This window comes from Amycolatopsis coloradensis (genome assembly GCF_037997115.1).
GTDB lineage: Bacteria > Actinomycetota > Actinomycetes > Mycobacteriales > Pseudonocardiaceae > Amycolatopsis > Amycolatopsis coloradensis_A.
The window spans coordinates 8,389,447-8,405,152 of the sequence record NZ_CP150484.1 but is presented as its reverse complement, the minus strand read 5'-3'; the positions used below and the strand labels follow the sequence as shown (position 1 = coordinate 8,405,152).

At 70.2% G+C, this 15,706-nt stretch carries 12 protein-coding genes; 6 read left to right on the top strand and 6 right to left on the bottom strand.

What is annotated here, in order from left to right:
• Nucleotide 1: 1 nt before the first annotated feature.
• The 3 genes from LCL61_RS39195 to LCL61_RS39185 form a co-directional block, all read right to left on the bottom strand.
• Nucleotides 2–1,183, bottom strand: a complete 1,182-nt coding sequence (locus tag LCL61_RS39195) for a Kelch repeat-containing protein (RefSeq protein WP_340684407.1) — start codon at nucleotides 1,181–1,183, stop codon at nucleotides 2–4.
• A 93-nt stretch (nucleotides 1,184–1,276) separates the two neighbouring features.
• Nucleotides 1,277–2,395, bottom strand: coding sequence for a DNA glycosylase AlkZ-like family protein (locus LCL61_RS39190; protein WP_340684406.1), 1,119 nt, complete (start codon nucleotides 2,393–2,395; stop codon nucleotides 1,277–1,279).
• A gap of 9 nt (nucleotides 2,396–2,404) precedes the next feature.
• The gene (locus LCL61_RS39185) at nucleotides 2,405–2,800 is read right to left on the bottom strand and encodes a DUF3224 domain-containing protein (RefSeq protein WP_340684405.1); all 396 of its coding nucleotides are present in this window, start codon (nucleotides 2,798–2,800) and stop codon (nucleotides 2,405–2,407) included.
• 60 nt (nucleotides 2,801–2,860) lie between these two features.
• Between LCL61_RS39185 and LCL61_RS39180 the strand changes: the two genes are divergently transcribed.
• The 3 genes from LCL61_RS39180 to LCL61_RS39170 are packed head-to-tail and all read left to right on the top strand — an operon-like array spanning nucleotide 2,861 to nucleotide 5,976.
• Nucleotides 2,861–3,829 (top strand): YafY family protein, encoded by a 969-nt coding sequence (locus LCL61_RS39180; RefSeq protein ID WP_340684404.1) that lies wholly within the window; start codon nucleotides 2,861–2,863, stop codon nucleotides 3,827–3,829.
• Entirely contained in the window at nucleotides 3,822–4,631 is an 810-nt protein-coding gene (locus tag LCL61_RS39175) for a uroporphyrinogen-III synthase (protein WP_340684403.1), read from the top strand. Before LCL61_RS39180 ends, LCL61_RS39175 begins: the two co-directional genes overlap by 8 nt.
• A gap of 55 nt (nucleotides 4,632–4,686) precedes the next feature.
• The gene (locus tag LCL61_RS39170) at nucleotides 4,687–5,976 is read left to right on the top strand and encodes a sensor histidine kinase (protein ID WP_340684402.1); all 1,290 of its coding nucleotides are present in this window, start codon (nucleotides 4,687–4,689) and stop codon (nucleotides 5,974–5,976) included.
• Between the two features lie 374 nt (nucleotides 5,977–6,350).
• On the opposite strand, the gene LCL61_RS39165 is transcribed toward LCL61_RS39170, so the two are convergent.
• Both LCL61_RS39165 and LCL61_RS39160 read right to left on the bottom strand, forming a co-directional pair.
• Entirely contained in the window at nucleotides 6,351–7,178 is an 828-nt protein-coding gene (locus LCL61_RS39165; RefSeq protein WP_340684401.1) for a siderophore-interacting protein, read from the bottom strand.
• Between the two features lie 14 nt (nucleotides 7,179–7,192).
• Nucleotides 7,193–7,516: an MGMT family protein gene (locus LCL61_RS39160; RefSeq protein ID WP_340684400.1), complete on the bottom strand. Its 324-nt coding sequence runs from the start codon at nucleotides 7,514–7,516 to the stop codon at nucleotides 7,193–7,195.
• A 54-nt stretch (nucleotides 7,517–7,570) separates the two neighbouring features.
• On the opposite strand from LCL61_RS39160, the gene LCL61_RS39155 reads away from it, so the two are divergent.
• Together LCL61_RS39155 and LCL61_RS39150 are read left to right on the top strand one after the other, a co-directional pair.
• Nucleotides 7,571–10,786, top strand: a complete 3,216-nt coding sequence (locus LCL61_RS39155) for an ATP-dependent helicase (RefSeq protein ID WP_425341967.1) — start codon at nucleotides 7,571–7,573, stop codon at nucleotides 10,784–10,786.
• Complete coding sequence (locus tag LCL61_RS39150) at nucleotides 10,783–14,040, top strand: ATP-dependent helicase (protein WP_340684398.1); 3,258 nt, start codon at nucleotides 10,783–10,785, stop codon at nucleotides 14,038–14,040. Before LCL61_RS39155 ends, LCL61_RS39150 begins: the two co-directional genes overlap by 4 nt.
• A 66-nt stretch (nucleotides 14,041–14,106) precedes the next feature.
• On the opposite strand, the gene LCL61_RS39145 is transcribed toward LCL61_RS39150, so the two are convergent.
• The gene (locus LCL61_RS39145) at nucleotides 14,107–14,493 is read right to left on the bottom strand and encodes a hypothetical protein (protein ID WP_340684397.1); all 387 of its coding nucleotides are present in this window, start codon (nucleotides 14,491–14,493) and stop codon (nucleotides 14,107–14,109) included.
• A gap of 88 nt (nucleotides 14,494–14,581) precedes the next feature.
• Between LCL61_RS39145 and LCL61_RS39140 the strand changes: the two genes are divergently transcribed.
• Entirely contained in the window at nucleotides 14,582–15,658 is a 1,077-nt protein-coding gene (locus LCL61_RS39140; protein ID WP_340684395.1) for a potassium channel family protein, read from the top strand.
• Nucleotides 15,659–15,706: the final 48 nt, after the last annotated feature.

The window sequence follows — 15,706 nt, the reverse complement described above, 5'->3', positions numbered from 1 at the left end:
GTCAGGGGGTGAAGAGGTCGGTCTTGGTGATGAGGACGTGGTTGCCGTCCGGGCCGGCGTTGGCCAGCACGGCGGCGCCACCCGCGATGAGGACCCGGCCGTCGGCGAGTTTGACCGCGCCGAACTTCGCCCGGCCGATGGTGAGCCCGAGCAGCGGCCCCCAGTTCCCGGTCGCGGGGTCGAAGATCTCGGAGTTCTGGTAGCCGGCGTCGTACCCGCCGTATTCGAGGCCACCGATGGCCAGCACCTTGCCGGAGTCCAAGCGGATCAGGCGGAATTCGTCGCGCGGGATCCCCATCGGCGCCGCGTCGGTCCATTTGCCGGTGACCGGGTCGTAGCGCTCGGATTCGCCGAGGCTGAACGGCGCGTAGTTCCAGTTCTGCGGCCCGCCGGTGTGGCCGCCGGTGAGCAGCACGGTCCCGTCGGCCAGCGCGACCATCTGCGCGCCGACGCGCGGCCGTCCGGCTTCGAGCGGGACAGCGGTGCCGATCGGCGTGGTGGGGGTCCAGGTGCGCGCGACCGGGTCGTAGAGCTCGCAGAAGGTCAGGCCGACGAGATCGCCGCCGGTTTCGACGAGGCCCGCCGCGACGAGCACCCTGCCGTCCGGCAGCAGCGCCGCGGGGAACGCCGCCCTGGCGTGGATCATCGGCGCGGTTTCGGTCCAGGTTCCCGTCGCCGGGTCGTAGATCTCCGCCGCCGCGATCACCAGGGAATCGATCGGCGGCCGTTCGCTCCCGCCGCCCATCACGAGCACCCGGCCGTCGGCCAGCGCGATCGCGTGATGGTTGCAGCGGGCGGTGTGCATCGAGCCGGTCGGGCTCCAGGTCCCGGTCGCCGGGTCGAAGACCTCCGCGGAGGTGAGGATGTTGGGCGAAGTGGACGGATGGCCATGGAAACCGCCCGCCGCCAGCACCTTGCCGTCCGGCAGGACGGTCAGCGAGTGCAGGCGGCGGCTGGTCGCGAGCGATCCGGTGACCGTCCACTGGCCACTGCCCGGGTCGTAGAGCGCGGCGTCGGCGTACGTCACCGCACCGCGGTTGTCGCCACCGCCCGCGGCGAGGACACGTCCGTCCGGCAGCAGGACCGGACCTTCGTTCATGCCGTCCCATTGGCGCGCCCAGGGCAGGTCACCGGTGGCCGCCCAGCCGCTCGCCGTCGTCCGGGGTTCCGTCTGTGTGCTCATGTCCTCGACGGTCGACGCCGTGTCCTTCCGCGGCAAGCGGTTGCGCGATGGCCTACCTCTTGGGCACCCGGAACGGGACCGATCGGACCGCCTTCAGGACCAGGCGACGCGGAAGCCGGGGAACTCCCTGGCGGCGGCGACGCGGGCCGCCTCCTCTTCGGCCGCTTTCCGGACGGCCGGGCGGAGGGCGCCGAACGGGGTGACGGTGAAGTCGAGCCGTTTCCTGCCGTTCGCCTTGGCCCGCCACACACCGGAGATCTCGCCGTCGGCCAGCAGCGCGCCGGGACTGCCGAGGATCTTCCAGACCTCCTTCTGCCGGGTCTTGTCCGGCAGAAGGACGGCGCGGTCGCGTGCCTGGACGAACGGATCGAGCGGCGGCAGCAGGCGCACCACGTCCGGCTCCGGCGGATTCTCCAGCAGCGCTACCCGGTCTTCCGGCAGGAAGGCCTTCTTGCCGTCGACGCGGACCTCGGCCAAGCCGTCCGGCCACATCGCGTCGACCCCGGTGCGGGTCGTCCCGACATAGGCGGCGGCGTCGCCGGGAGCGGCGGGACCGTTGATCCGCAGGTAACCCTCGACCACGCGGGTGGCCGCCTTGGCGTCCGGCGACGTCTTGAGCCTGCCGCGCCCTTCCAGTGGGGCCAACGTCGCCGGCGTCGCGCCCGCTTCCAGCCGGACCCCGGCGTGGATCGACGCGATCCGCATCAACTGCTCGTAGATGTGGACGACACCGCAGCCGCGGCAGGCGTACGACAGGCCTTCGGGGATCAGTTTCGTGACCGCGCCGCTCACCGTGCCCTTGGTCTGCGGGCCGGTGACGACCTTGCGGATCGCTTTCGTGGCGGTGAACAGCGCGTCCGTGGCGGACCTGCCCGCGTCCTCGACCTGCTTGCGCTGCCAGAGGATCCGGGCCATCGCGTCCTTCTCGTCGAGCGGCACGAGCGCGGCCCGGATCGCGTCCAGTTCCGCGCGCCGGTGGAAATGCGGCGCGCCGCGATGCGTCCACGCGAGCACGAAACGTTCGTCGTCCCAGACGCCGGGCGTGATGTCGCCGTCGATCCGGGCGGCGAGGCCCAGCAGGGCGGCGTCCCGTACGGAATCCTGCAGACCGAGGTCGAACACGGCCGCCGCGGCCGGATCCGTCTCCTCGCGGTGCAGGCCGTGCGCGGCGATCCGGTATGCCAGCACCTGCTTGCGATCGACCTCGAGCACCTTTTCTCCCTAGAGCGCGTATTCGAGCGTGTACGACATCGTCGGCTCGCCGAGGGCGCCCGTCGTGGTGCCGCTGCCGGTGATCCCGGCGAGTTCACCCGTTCCGGAGCCCTCGACCACGGTGAACGCAGACCTGATCCCCTGCGTGTCGAACCCGGTGTCGTGCTTGATCACGAAGCTTCCCTTACGTCCGTCCACACTGCCTTCGATCCGTTCGAGGCCGGGAGAGGTCGTGTCGCCGCCGTCGTAGCCCTCGCCCGCGTAGTACAGCAAGTAGTCGAGGACGGACTCGCCTTCGATCAGCCCGCTGTAGGCGAGCGTGGCGTGCGCGTAGGCGACTCGCGGCGCGCCCTCCGTGCCGCTGACGACGGATTCTTCCCAGTTCTTCATGGCGAACGTGTTCATGGGTGCACCCTGTCAGCCAAACCTGTCAGGTTGTGTCAGGTTTTCGGCGATACTGGATCCATGCGCGCGAGCAGACTCCTGTCGGTCCTCCTCCTGCTGCAGAACCGCGGCCGGATGACGGCCGAGGAGCTGGCGACCGAGCTGGAGGTGTCGGTCCGGACGGTCTACCGCGACGTCGAGGCGCTGTCCGCGGCCGGTGTGCCGGTGTACGCCGATCGCGGGCGCACGGGCGGATATCAGCTGATCGACGGCTATCGCACGCGGCTGACCGGGCTCACCGAGGAGGAGGCGCAATCGCTTTCGCTGGCGGGCCTGCCGGGCGCGGCCAGTGAACTCGGGCTGGGCACCGTACTCGCCGCCGCGCAGCTCAAACTGCACGCCGCCATGCCGGCGGAGCTGCGTGCCGGGGCGAGCAAGATCTCCGAACGGTTCTGTCTCGACGTGCCTGGCTGGCATCGCGGGATCGAAAGCCTGCCGCGACTGTCCGAACTGGCCGACGCGGTCTGGCACGGGCGGCGGATCAAGGTCCGGTACGAACGCTGGGGGCAGCGGAAGGTCGATCGCGTGCTCGACCCGCTGGGCCTGATCCTCAAGGCCGGGAACTGGTATCTCGCGGCGCGATGCGACGGGACCGACCGGACCTATCGGGTCTCCCGGATCGAAGAGCTCGAAGACCTCGGTGAGACCTTCGAGCGGCCGTCCGACTTCGACCTCGCGCGCTATTGGCGGGAATGGTCGGAGCAGTTCGAAAAGCGGATGTACTCGCGAGTGGCGGTGGTCCGGCTGAACGAGTTCGCCCGCATACTGGTGCCGTTCCATCTCGGTGCCGTCGGAGCACGGGCGTTGCGGGAAGCGGACGCCGAGCCGGACGAAAACGGCTGGCTGACGATGGAACTGCCCGTGGAACCCGGAGAACCGGCGGTCGGTGAACTACTGCGGTTCGGCGGGAACCTCGAAGTGCTCGAACCGCCGGAGCTGCGCGAGCGGCTGGCGGAAGAGATCAGGAAGATGGGCGCGCGTTATGGCTGACCTGGACGGAATCACGATCGGGATCACCGCGGAGCGGCGGGCCGACGACTTCATCGGCGCGCTGACGCGGCACGGCGCGACCGTCTTGCATGCGCCCACCATCCGGATCGTCCCGCTGCCCGACGATACGGAACTGCGGGCGGCGACGGACGCCGTGCTGGCCGGACCGGTCGGGTTCACCGCGGTCACCACCGGCGCCGGGTTCCGCGGCTGGCTTTCGGCGGCCGAAGGCTGGGGATTGCGCGAGCCGTTGTTGGAACGGCTGGCGGCGTCACGGATCTTCGCGCGCGGGCCGAAGGCAGTGGGCGCAGTGCGTGGTTTCGGCCTCCGGGAGGAGTTTTCCGCGCCCGAGGAGAGCAACGCCGAACTGTTCGAAGGATTGCGCGACGCCGGGGTTCGCGGCGAACGGGTCGCGGTCCAGCTGCACGGCACCCTGCTGCCCGAACTCACCGCGTCGCTGCGGGACGCGGGCGCGGACGTCGTCCAAGCGCAGCCCTATCGCTGGCTTTCGCCCGCGGACGTCGCACCTGTGCACGAACTCGTCGAAAGCGTGATCGCCGGACGTGTGCACGCTTTGGCCTTCACTTCGGCGCCTGCGGCGGCGAACCTGCTCACGCTGGCGGGGTCGCGTCGCGAGGAACTCCTTGCCGCACTGCGAGGTCCGGTGCTGTGCGCGTGCGTCGGACCGGTGACCGCGGCGCCACTGGAAGCCGCCGGCGTACCGACCGTGCAGCCCGAACGTCAGCGGCTCGGCGCGTTGGTCAAACTTCTCGTCGCGGAACTGCGCATTCGGCCGTCTTGACGCAGGAAGTCCGCTTTGCCAGGCTCGAACACATCGGACGCGGGGAGGGCGGCGGATGTCCGAGTCTCAATCGGTCACGTTCGTGCGCGCGATGTTGCGAAAGGGTTCTTCGGTCTTGGGCGCGAGCCCCGCCGACGAAGCACCCGACCCCGATTCCGTTCCCGATTGGCGCTATCGGGAAGATTCCGCGGACACCCTGCTGATGCGCGCGATCCGCTACTCCGCGCTCGGCCCGATCTTCTACCGGGTGGCCGCGTTTCCGAAGGTGTACATCGGTTTCCTGGTCGCCAACGGCTCGGCGGGGATCGTTCCGGTGCTGAGCACGACGATTCTCGGGATGCTGCTCAACGTCTTCGCGGTCTGGTGGGTGGTGCGCGGCCGCGGGATCCGGGCGAAGACGTCCGGACGGCTGATGTACGCGGATCTCGCCGTGGGCGTGGTGCTCACGACGATCGTGGCCGTCGCGGCGCCCGCCGAGATCCAGCCGTTCGCCGTCGACGTCGCGTGGACGTGGATGGTCGGGACGGTGGCGTTGTGGACGCTGTCGTTCGGCTTGCCCGCCGCCTGTCTGCTGGTGATCGCGGCCGTGCCGTTCCGGGCCTTCCTGACGTGGGTCGGCGGGCTCCCGCTCGACCATCCGCTCGCGATGAGCCGGTCGGTGGGGTGCATGGTCGCGCTCGTCGTGGCGATGGTGACCACGGCCGGGATCCTGATCCTGCTCGGTGTCGGGACCCGGTTCGCGCTGGGCATCGGGATGCGCCGGGGGCAGCGCGCCGAACGTCTGCGGACGCAGCGGGTGATGCACGATTCCGTGTTGCAGACGTTGGAAGCGATGGGGCTCGAAGCACCGGACGACGATTCCGCGGCCGCGGAACGGCTCGCCGAAATGCGCGCCACCGCGCGGGCGCAAGCCGCCGAACTGCGTCGCGAACTGACCGGCCCCGACGCGCCCTCGGCTCGGGGCCTCGCGGCCGACCTCGCCGAGGTCGCCACCGAAATGGCGCGCGACGGCCTCCGCACCCAGCTCGTCGCCGCCGAGACCGAACAGGACTACCGCCTCTCGCACGCGCGCCGGACCGCTATCCGTGACGCCGTACGCGAAGCGCTTCGAAACACTGTGAAGCACGCCGGGACGAAACAGGTCGTGCTTCGCGTCGAGGAGTGCGAAGGCGGCGTCGCGGTCATCGCGCGGGACCAGGGGACCGGCTTCAGCATGCTGGACCGGCCGCCGGGCTTCGGGATCAGCCAGTCGATCATGGCGCGGCTGGCGGAGGTCGGCGGGCGGGGGACGATCGATTCGCAGCCGGGACGGGGGACCAGGGTGACGCTTTGGGTGCCGCACTGAGGTGGGCTTCGAGGTTCGACTTTGGCGCGTGAAGGACTCCTTGAGGGAGCCAGAGTCCGTGAAGGCCTCCTTCACTACCTTGAGGGTAGGTAGGGAGGCCTTCACGGACTTCCGGGCGGGAGCAAGGGACCTTTGCTATCGCTTGGTTAGCGTGCCTACGTAAGTGGTAGCAAAGGTCCCTTGCTCTCTTTTCGCAGGTCAAGTCCCTGCTGGCGCGGGCGCCGATGTCTCATTGGGGCCCTTCAGGACGTCCAACGTCTCAAAGGGGCCCTTCAGGACAAGCCGCAGAGCAGAGCGCGCCCAATGTGGCATAGGGGACACTCAATGACCCCAATGTCACATTGGGCGCACTAAACCCACAACGCGAGAGGCGCTCAGTCCTCCTCGACCGGAGCCTCCCCGGCCTCCGCCCGCCGTATCGCCTCGCGGCCAGCGGCCTCTTCGCTGACCCCCTGCCGCCAGTACCCCGTGAAGCAGATCGCCCGCTTGTCGATCCCGCGCTCCCGCACGAGGTGACGCCGCACCAGCTTCACCATGTTCGCCTCGCCGGAGATCCACGCGTAGGCCGTCCCGCCCGGCAACTCCGCCTTCCGCACGGCCTCCAGAACCGCCGAGCCGACGTCGCCGGAACCTCGTACCACCCAGTGCAGCTCCACGGTCCCCTGCGTATCGAAGACCTGCCGGTCTTCGCGATCACTGATCTCGACATAGACCACCGCTCGCGTTCCGGCGGGCAGTGCTTCGACGATCGCGCCGATCGCCGGGATCGCGGTCTCGTCGCCGACCAGCAGTTGCCAGTTCGTGTCCGAGGGCACGTCGTAGAGCCCGTGCGGACCCAGGAAGGCGACCCGATCGCCCTCCGAGGCGCGCGAGGCCCAAGCCGAGGCCGGGCCTTCGTCGCCGTGCAGCACGAAGTCGATGTCCACCTCCTGCGCCGACGGCCGCAGCGCCCGCACGGTGTAGGTGCGCATCGGCGGCCGGACGTCGTCGGGCATCGCGAGGTAGGTCCGGTACCAGGACAGCACTTCGTCGCCGCTCAGCGGAGCGGGCAGCACGGGCTCCGGCTGGCCGGGCTGCGGGAAGAACACCTTCAGGTACTGGTCGGGCGCCTGGTCCGCCAGCGACGCCCCCGAGAAGGTCACCCTGCTCATATGCGGCGTGAGCCGCCGGACACCGGTCACCTTCGCCTCGATGTAGCTCATTAGGCGAGGCTAACCTAAAAGAGAGCGCCTGGACCGGCGTCGTCGCCGGGATCACGTTGCCATCGGTATTTCCGCAGGTCGACGCGCTGTCCGTCGGATATGACGCCCTCCGCCCGCAGCCGTTGCAGCTGCTCGTCGACCAGGTGCGGGGCCGGCGTCCCGTCGGCCCGCAGAATGCGGTGCCAGGGCAGATCGTGGCCGTCCTCGCCGAGGATCCGGCCGACCAGCCGCGGCGATGGGGCTCCCGAAACCGACGCTATATCCCCATAAGTCGCGACCGAGCCGGCGGGAACGCTCGCGATGACCTCGCGCACCCGCTCGTGCAGTTCGTCATCCATGGGACCACTTTGCCGTGCCGCTGCGAGGTTGTGTCGGCGGGGCGTGGTTCCATCGTGGGCGTGAACGGGCGGCGAACAGCGGCACGAACCGACGCGCGGCTGGTCCGCACGCCGGTCACCGGCACGCCGTCCTTCCAGTGGGATTCCGGCGCCCGCCGCCTGCTGGCCGCCCCGGACGGGTTCCGCCGGGTCCTCGGCGGGCCGGGCACGGGCAAGACGGCCTTGCTGGCGTCGGCGGCGTCGCGGCGCATCGCGGAGGGCGCGAATCCGGAGAGCGTGCTCATCCTGACCACCTCCCGCAAGGCGGCCGAGGTCCTGCGCGCGGACATCACCCACCGGCTCACCACCGATCCGGAAGAGGATCCGTTGCCGCGCACGATCCGTGAGCCGCTCGTGCGCACGGTGCACTCGTACGCGTACGCGCTGTTGCGGATGGAGGCGCAGGCCGACGATCTCCCGCCGCCCCGCCTGCTGGCCGGAGCGGAACAGGACGTCGTCGTCCGTGACCTGCTCGCAGGCGACCTCGAAGAGGGCGCGCTCGACTGGCCGGAGCAGCTGCGGCCCGCGTTGGGTGTGCCCGGGTTCGCCGAGGAACTGCGAGACCTCCTGCTCCGCGCCGCCGAACGCGGGCTCGGCCCGGAGGATCTGGTCGAACTCGGCAGGCGCCGCGGCCGCGAGGAATGGATCGCGGCCGGGCGTTTCTGGAGCCAGTATGAAGAGGTCACGCTGCTGCAGGGCGCGGGCGGCAACGCGCTCGGCGTCGCGAGCGCGCCCGCACTGGACGCCGCCGAGCTGGTCACTTCCGCGCTGCTCGCGCTGGAGGACGATCCCGAACTGCGCGAACGGGAGCAGTGCCGCGTCCGGCACCTTTTCGTCGACGACGCGCAGCATCTCGACCCGTTGCAGACGCAGCTCATCCGGCTCATCGGGCACGCGGCGGACGAGTTCGTCGTCGCGGGCGATCCCGATCAGTCCGTGTTCTCCTTCCGTGGCGCGGATCCCAGCCTGTTCGCCGACGCGGACGAGGACGGCGAGCGCACCGTCCTGCTGACCACGGCCCACCGGCTCGCCCCGGTGATCCGCGCGGCCGTCACGAAACTCGGCTCCGTGCTGCCCGGTTCGTCGCCGCAGCGCAAACTCGTCGACGCGCCGGACGCCGAGGGCGGAGCCGTCCGAGTCCGCCTGATGCCGACCCCGGCCGCCGAGGCGAGCTGGATCGCCGATCAGCTCCGCCGCGCGCATCTCGTCGACGGCGTGCCGTGGTCGGAGATGGCGGTGCTCGTCCGGTCGCCCGCCCGTACTTTCCTTGTCCTGCAACGTGCTCTGCGGGCAGCCGGGGTACCCATCGGTTCGGCCACCGAAGAACTGCCGCTCGCGAAGCAGCCCGCAGTTCGTCCTCTGCTGGCGATGCTGCGGCTCGCCGCGGATCCGGAGCTGCTCGACGTCGACCTCGCCGAGATGCTGCTGTCCTCGCCCTTGGGCGGCGCGGATCCGCTCGCCCTGCGAAGGCTGCGGCGCGGCCTGCGCAGGCTGGAGCTCGCGGGCGGCGGACAGCGGTCGAGCGACGAACTGCTGGTGGAAGCCTTACGTACCAACGACGTCCTCACCGGACTCGCCGAGGCCGAGGCGCTGCCGATGCGCCGGATCGGCGGCCTGCTGCACGCCGCGCACCAGGCCGTCGTGCGCGGGGATGGCGTCGAGCAGGTGCTGTGGGATCTCTGGCAGGCGAGTGGTCTGGAGGAGCGCCTGCTGCGTTTGGTCGACCGTGGTGGTTCGCTCGGCTCCCAGGCGGATCGTGACCTCGACGCCATCGTCGCGCTCTTCGACGCGGCCGGTCGCTATGTCGACAGATTGCCGAAAGCGAGTGTCGCCTCGTTCGCGGATTACCTGTCCTCGCAGAACATCGCCGGTGACACGCTGGCGCCCGCCGCGATGAAGAGCGACGGCGTCTCGCTGCTCACGGCGCACGCGTCCGCCGGTCGCGAGTGGACGGTCGTGGCGATCGCCGGTGTCCAGGAGGGCAGCTGGCCGGATCTGCGGCTGCGCGGTTCCGTGCTCGGCGTCGAGCGGCTGGTCGACCTCATGTCCGGCGTCGACGACGAAAAGGTGTCCGCCACCGCGCCGATCCTCGCCGAAGAGCGGCGGCTGTTCTACCTCGCCGCGAGCCGCGCGCGGAAGACGTTGCTGGTCAGCGCGGTCGCGGGGGAGGACGAGCAACCCTCGCGGTTCATCGACGACCTGGAGGAGAACGGCGCGGACGACGGCGGCCTCGATTCGCGGATGAAGCCGGCGGGACGCTCGCTGGTGCTCGCCGAACTCGTCGGTGAACTGCGCGAGGTCGTCTGCGACGAATCGAGCGAGCCGGAAAGGCGGCAACGGGCGGCGCGTCAGCTCGCCAAACTGGCCGCCGCCGGGGTGCCGGGCGCGCATCCGGGCACCTGGTACGGCCTGCTGGAACCCTCCACCGGCGAACCGGTGCACGGGCCGGGCGATCTCATCCGCATCTCACCGTCCACTGTGGAGGTTCTGGTCAAATGCCCGCTGCGCTGGCTGATCGAACGCCACGGCGGCAGTGACCCGGCGCAACTCGCGGCCGTCACGGGAACGCTGGTGCACGGTCTCGCGCAGGCGGTCGCGGGCGGCAGCAGCGACGAGCAGATCCGCGCCGCCCTCGACGAGGCGTGGGTCCGGGTCGACGCGGGGGCTCCGTGGTTCTCGCGCCGCGAGCGGTCGCGGGTCGAGCAGATGCTGCGGAACTTCATCACCTGGCTGGAATCCAGCCGCAAGGAGCTGATCGAAGCCGGGGTCGAGCAGGACATCGAGGTCGAACTTCCGGTCGGCGATGACGATGTCCGCGTGCTCCTGCGCGGCCGTGTCGACCGGGTGGAGATGGACAAGGACGGCCGTCCGGTCGTCATCGACATCAAGACCGGTAAGGTCCCGATCTCCGCCGCCGACGCCGAACAGCATCCGCAGCTCGCCGCGTACCAGCTCGCCGTGCTGCTCGGCGCGGTCGAGGGCGGTTCGAAACCCGGTGGCGCGCGGCTGGTCTACGTCGCGAAGTCCAACAACAAGACCGGATCCACCCAGCGCGAGCAGGCGCCGCTGGACGAGGACGGCGGCAAGCAATGGCTGGAGCTGGTGCGCTCGGCGGCCGGATCCGCCGCGGGCCCGGAATACGGCGTCACCGAGAACCCGGACTGTGATCGCTGCCCCGCAAGGGGTTGCTGCCCGCTGCGGCCCGAGGGCAGGCAGGTGACCGGCCCTTGATCTCCGAACTCCAGCGCCGCCAGGTCGAGCCGGGCGAGATCGCCCGTGCGCTCGGCCTGCACAGTCCCACCGACGAACAAGCCGAGGTCATCGCCGCGCCGATCGAGCCGTCGCTGGTCGTCGCGGGCGCGGGCGCGGGCAAGACCGAGACGATGGCCGCGCGCGTCGTCTGGTTGGTGGCCAACAGTGTCGTCCCGCCGGAACGCGTGCTCGGCCTGACCTTCACCCGCAAGGCCGCCCGTCAGCTCGGTGAACGGGTCCGCACCAGGCTGCGCCGCCTGGTCGGATCGGGGCTGCTCGACAAGATCGACCCGACCGGCGACCTGCGGACGACGGTGACCGCGGGCGAGCCGACGGTGCTCACGTATCACGCGTACGCCGGTCGGCTGCTGTCCGAGCACGGCCTGCGGTTGCCCGTCCAGCCCGGGGTCCGGCTGCTTTCGGAGACGTCTTCGTGGCAGTTCTCGCATCGCGTCGTGTCCACTTGGGACAATGACCTGGACACCGATCGGGTGCCGTCCACGGTGACGGCGCAGTTGCTGGCGCTGGCCGGGGAACTCGGCGAGCATCTGGTCGAGACCGAACGGCTCGCGGAGTACACGTCCTGGCTGTGCGATGTCATCGAGAACGCGCCACGCGCGAAGGGGCAGCGTGCGTCGTTGCCGCAGAAGCTGGCCGAAGTCATGACGGCGCAACGGTTCCGGCTCGCGCTCCTGCCGCTGGTCGAGGCGTACCACGCGCGGAAACGAGCGGAAGGCGCGCTCGACTTCGCCGACCAGATTTCGCTCGCGGCGCAGCTCGCCAGCAGCTATCCGGCGGTGGTCGCGGGGGAGCGCGAGCGCTACGGCGCCGTCCTGCTCGACGAGTACCAGGACACCGGGCACGCCCAGCGGATCCTGCTGCGTTCGCTGTTCGGCGGTGTCGAACATCCGCCGATGCCGGTGACGGCGGTGGGCGACCCGGCGCAGGCCATCTACGGCTGGCGCGGGGCGAGCGCGGCGAACCTGCCCCGGTTCACCACGGACTTCCCCCGCGACAACGGCGAACGGCTCGTCCCGGCCTGGGATTTCGGGCTGCTGACCAGTTTCCGCAACCCGCCCGAGGTGCTCGAACTCGCGAACGCGATCTCGGAACCCTTGCGGGAACGCGGTCTCGGCGTCGCCCGGCTGCGCGCGCTGGAAGGCGCGGGTTCGGCCGATATCGCGGCCGCGCTGCTGCCGGACGTCCGCGCCGAACGCGAGTGGGTGGCCGACGCGGTGGCGAAGCGCTGGTTCGAAACCGTGGAGGAGACCGGAAAACCGCCGACGGCCGCGGTACTGGTGCGCCGCCGCGCCGACATGGCGCCGATCGCGGCGGAAATGCGGGCACGCGGGCTGCCGGTGGAGGTCGTCGGTCTCGGCGGCCTCCTCGACGAACCCGAGGTCGCGGATCTGGTGAGCACGTTGCGCGTACTCGCGGACCCGCTCGCGGGCAGCGCGGCGGCACGGTTGCTGACCGGGGCTCGCTGGCGGATCGCGGCCGCCGACCTCGCGGCGTTGTGGCGCCGAGCGGGCGAACTGTCCTCGCCGGTGCCGCCTTCCGGCAACTCCGATGTGGACGACCCGGTGCTGGTGACCGAACGGGTCGAGCAGGCGGGGCTCGCCGACGCCATCGACGATCCCGGGACACCGGAACGGTATTCGCCCGAGGGCTACCGGCGGATCCGGAAGATCGGCGCCGAGCTTTCGGCGTTGCGACGGCGGCTGGACCAGTCGCTGCCCGAGCTGGTCGCCGACGTTGAGCGCACGATGCTGCTCGATGTCGAGTCGCTGGCCCGCCCGGGACCTGCCGGACGCGCTCATCTGGACGCTTTCGCCGACGTCGTCACGGATTTCGCCGAGACGTCGCCGACGGCCACCCTTCTGTCCTTTGTGGACTATCTGAATACGGCCGCGCACGCGGAGGACGGGCTCACCCCCGGCGAGGTGGAGGTCGTCCCGGATCGGGTCCAGGTGCTGACGGTGCACTCGGCCAAGGGGCTGGAATGGCGCATCGTCGCGATTCCGCATCTGGTCAAGGAGGTCTTCCCGGGGCGGCGGCGTTCGTCGTCGTGGCTGCGGACGTCGACCTCGCTGCCCGCCGCGCTGCGTGGCGACTCGGAGGACCTGCCGGAGTTGCGGATTCCCGAAGGTGCCGACCGCAAGGAAGTGCAGGAAGCGCTGGAGCTGCACGAAGAAGGCTTTGTCGCGCGTGAAGCGGACGAGGAGCGGCGGCTCTGTTACGTCGCGCTGACCCGTTCCGAGCACACGATGCTGATCTCCGGCCATTGGTGGAACGAGAGCAGCGCGCGGCCGAAGGGGCCGTCGGAGTTCCTGCTCGAAATCGGCGAGGTGATGCGGGCGAACTCGGTCGGCCGGATCGAGCATTGGGCCGAGGAGCCGGAAACCGACGGCGAGAATCCGCTGGTCGCCGACTCCCGCCGGGCGCGCTGGCCGGTCGATCCGCTGTGGCCGCGGCGCGAAGGCGTCACCAACGGCGTCGATCTGGTGCTCGGTGCGCTGGAAGACGCGGAGCATGCCGAGGAAGACGAAGAGGACGATCCGGACGGCTGGATCTCCGACACCAAGGTGCTGCTGGAGGAGCGGGCACGGGCGCGGGACCGGGTGCAGCAGGTCGTCCTGCCGCCGCATCTTTCGGTGAGTCAGCTGGTCGAGCTGTCGGCCGATCCCGCCGCGCTGGCCAAACGGCTGCGGCGGCCGCTCCCCGTGCGCCCCAACACCTACGCGCGGCGGGGAACGGCGTTCCACGGTTGGCTGGAGCAGCGGTTCGGCGGCGAGCAGTTGCTGGAGATCCACGACCTGCCAGGGGCGGCGGACGTCGACGAGGCGCCCGATACCGAGCTGGAGGCGCTGCAGACCGCGTTCGAGAAGAGCGAGTGGGCGCATCGGGTGCCGCACGCCGTCGAGGTCCCGTTTTCCGCGGACGTCGTGGGCGTCACGGTGCGTGGGCGGATGGACGCGGTGTTCGCCGACGCGGACGGCGGCTGGACCGTCGTCGACTGGAAGACCGGTGCCGTCCCGGAAGCCGACCGGCTCGAATCCCTGGCCGTGCAGCTGGCGGCGTACCGGCTGGCGTGGGCGGCTTTGAAGAACATCCCCGTGGAGAAGGTGCGGGCGGCGTTCCACTACGTGAAACACGACAAGACCGTCCGCCCGGCGGATCTGCTGGACGCCGAAGGACTGCGGCAGCTCCTGCGGAGCGTCCCGACGATCTAGCTTTTCGTCCTCTGAATGCGGTCCTTGCGTGTGCAACTACCGCATTCGGAGGACGAAATGCGGGGGTCAGGCGCGGTCGCGGACCTTGAGTGCCCAGGTCACCAGCGGGATCTGGAGCGGGACGCGGGCCCAGAAGGCCACCCGCCAGTGCTTCGGGGCCTTGCGGCGATCGGCGTCGACGGCCATCTTCACGTTCCCCGGCAGGACCACGACGAACAGCAGCGCGGCCGCGAGCCCACCGAGACGTCGCGTCTTCGGGTTGGCGACAGCGGTGGCGACGCCCAGCTCGGCCACGCCGGAGCCGTAGGTCCACGCTCGCGGGGAGCCGGGAAGCTGCTTCGGGATGATGGCGTCGAACGGCTTCGGCTGGACGAAATGCAGTACACCGGCCGCGCCGAGCAGGCCGGCGAGGAAATACGCGGGCCGCTGAGACGGCTTGGAATCCGAAGACATGCCCCGAGCTTCGCATACCGCGCTCAACGCGAGGATCTTCGGCTATCCTCCCGACCGTGAGTGACGCGGACCAGGCCGGAGCCTGTGCATGAGGGTTCTCAAGCGTTTCCCGGTCAGGCTGAGCGACCGCCCGGACCACGAGCTCGTCGGCGTGATCCGGATGCCGGAACTGACGGTCAGCCCGCTGCGGTCGATCCTCAAGCGGATCATCGGCGCGGTCCTCGCCCTGCTCGCGACCGTCCTGATCGTCTACCTCGACCGGGACGGCTACCGCGACGCCAACGGCGACGGGCTCACCTTCCTCGACAGCCTCTATTACGCGACGGTGTCGCTGTCGACGACGGGGTACGGTGACATCGCACCCGCGACACCGTCCGCGCGGCTGGTGAACGTCCTGGTGATCACCCCGCTGCGGGTGCTTTTCCTCATCGTCCTGGTCGGTACCACCCTCGAAGTGCTCACCGAGCGCTCCCGCCAGGCTTTCAAGATCCAAAAGTGGAGGACGAAGGTGCGTGACCACACGGTCGTCGTCGGATTCGGCACGAAGGGCCGGTCGGCGGTCAACGCGCTGCTCGGGGACGAGAACGTCGAACCCGATCACATCGTCGTCGTGGACACCGACCAGCAGGCCCTCGAAGCGGCCACCTCACTCGGCCTGGTGACCGTGCACGGCTCGGCCACCCGCGCCGACGTGCTGCGCGTCGCCGGGGTCCAGCGGGCGCGTGCCGTCGTCGTCGCCCCGAACCGGGACGACACGGCCGTGCTGGTCACGCTGACCGCCCGTGAGCTGGCGCCGAAGTCGCATATCGTGGCGTCGGTGCGGGAGGCGGAGAACGTCCACCTGCTCAAGCAGTCGGGCGCGAACCAGGTCGTGGTGTCGAGTGAGACCGCCGGACGCCTGCTCGGCATGGCGACGTCGACGCCGCTGGTGGTCGACATGGTCGAGGACCTGCTCACCCCCGAGTCCGGTCTCGCGATCGCCGAACGCCCGGTGGAGCCGTCCGAAGAGGGCGGTTCGCCGCGGCATCTGCCGGACATCGTGCTGGGCGTCGTCCGCGACGGCGTCCTGTACCGCGTGGACGCGCCACAGGCGGACGCGATCGAGCCGGGGGACAAGCTGCTGTACATCCGGAAGGTGACCTCCGCGGAGACGATCGAGCGGTAGCGGGGGACCTTTGGTGACGCCTCCCGGGGCTTCTGTGTTTTGCCGCGA

Bases quoted from the DNA above. Each gene is read 5' to 3' on its own strand.
- LCL61_RS39185 (WP_340684405.1), bottom strand. From the start codon at position 2,800: ATGAACACGTTCGCCATGAAGAACTGGGAAGAATCCGTCGTCAGCGGC.
- LCL61_RS39195 (WP_340684407.1), bottom strand. From the start codon at position 1,183: ATGAGCACACAGACGGAACCCCGGACGACGGCGAGCGGCTGGGCGGCC.
- LCL61_RS39170 (WP_340684402.1), top strand. From the start codon at position 4,687: ATGTCCGAGTCTCAATCGGTCACGTTCGTGCGCGCGATGTTGCGAAAG.
- LCL61_RS39165 (WP_340684401.1), bottom strand. From the start codon at position 7,178: ATGAGCTACATCGAGGCGAAGGTGACCGGTGTCCGGCGGCTCACGCCG.
- LCL61_RS39145 (WP_340684397.1), bottom strand. From the start codon at position 14,493: ATGTCTTCGGATTCCAAGCCGTCTCAGCGGCCCGCGTATTTCCTCGCC.
- LCL61_RS39160 (WP_340684400.1), bottom strand. From the start codon at position 7,516: ATGGATGACGAACTGCACGAGCGGGTGCGCGAGGTCATCGCGAGCGTT.
- LCL61_RS39175 (WP_340684403.1), top strand. From the start codon at position 3,822: ATGGCTGACCTGGACGGAATCACGATCGGGATCACCGCGGAGCGGCGG.
- LCL61_RS39140 (WP_340684395.1), top strand. From the start codon at position 14,582: ATGAGGGTTCTCAAGCGTTTCCCGGTCAGGCTGAGCGACCGCCCGGAC.
- LCL61_RS39180 (WP_340684404.1), top strand. From the start codon at position 2,861: ATGCGCGCGAGCAGACTCCTGTCGGTCCTCCTCCTGCTGCAGAACCGC.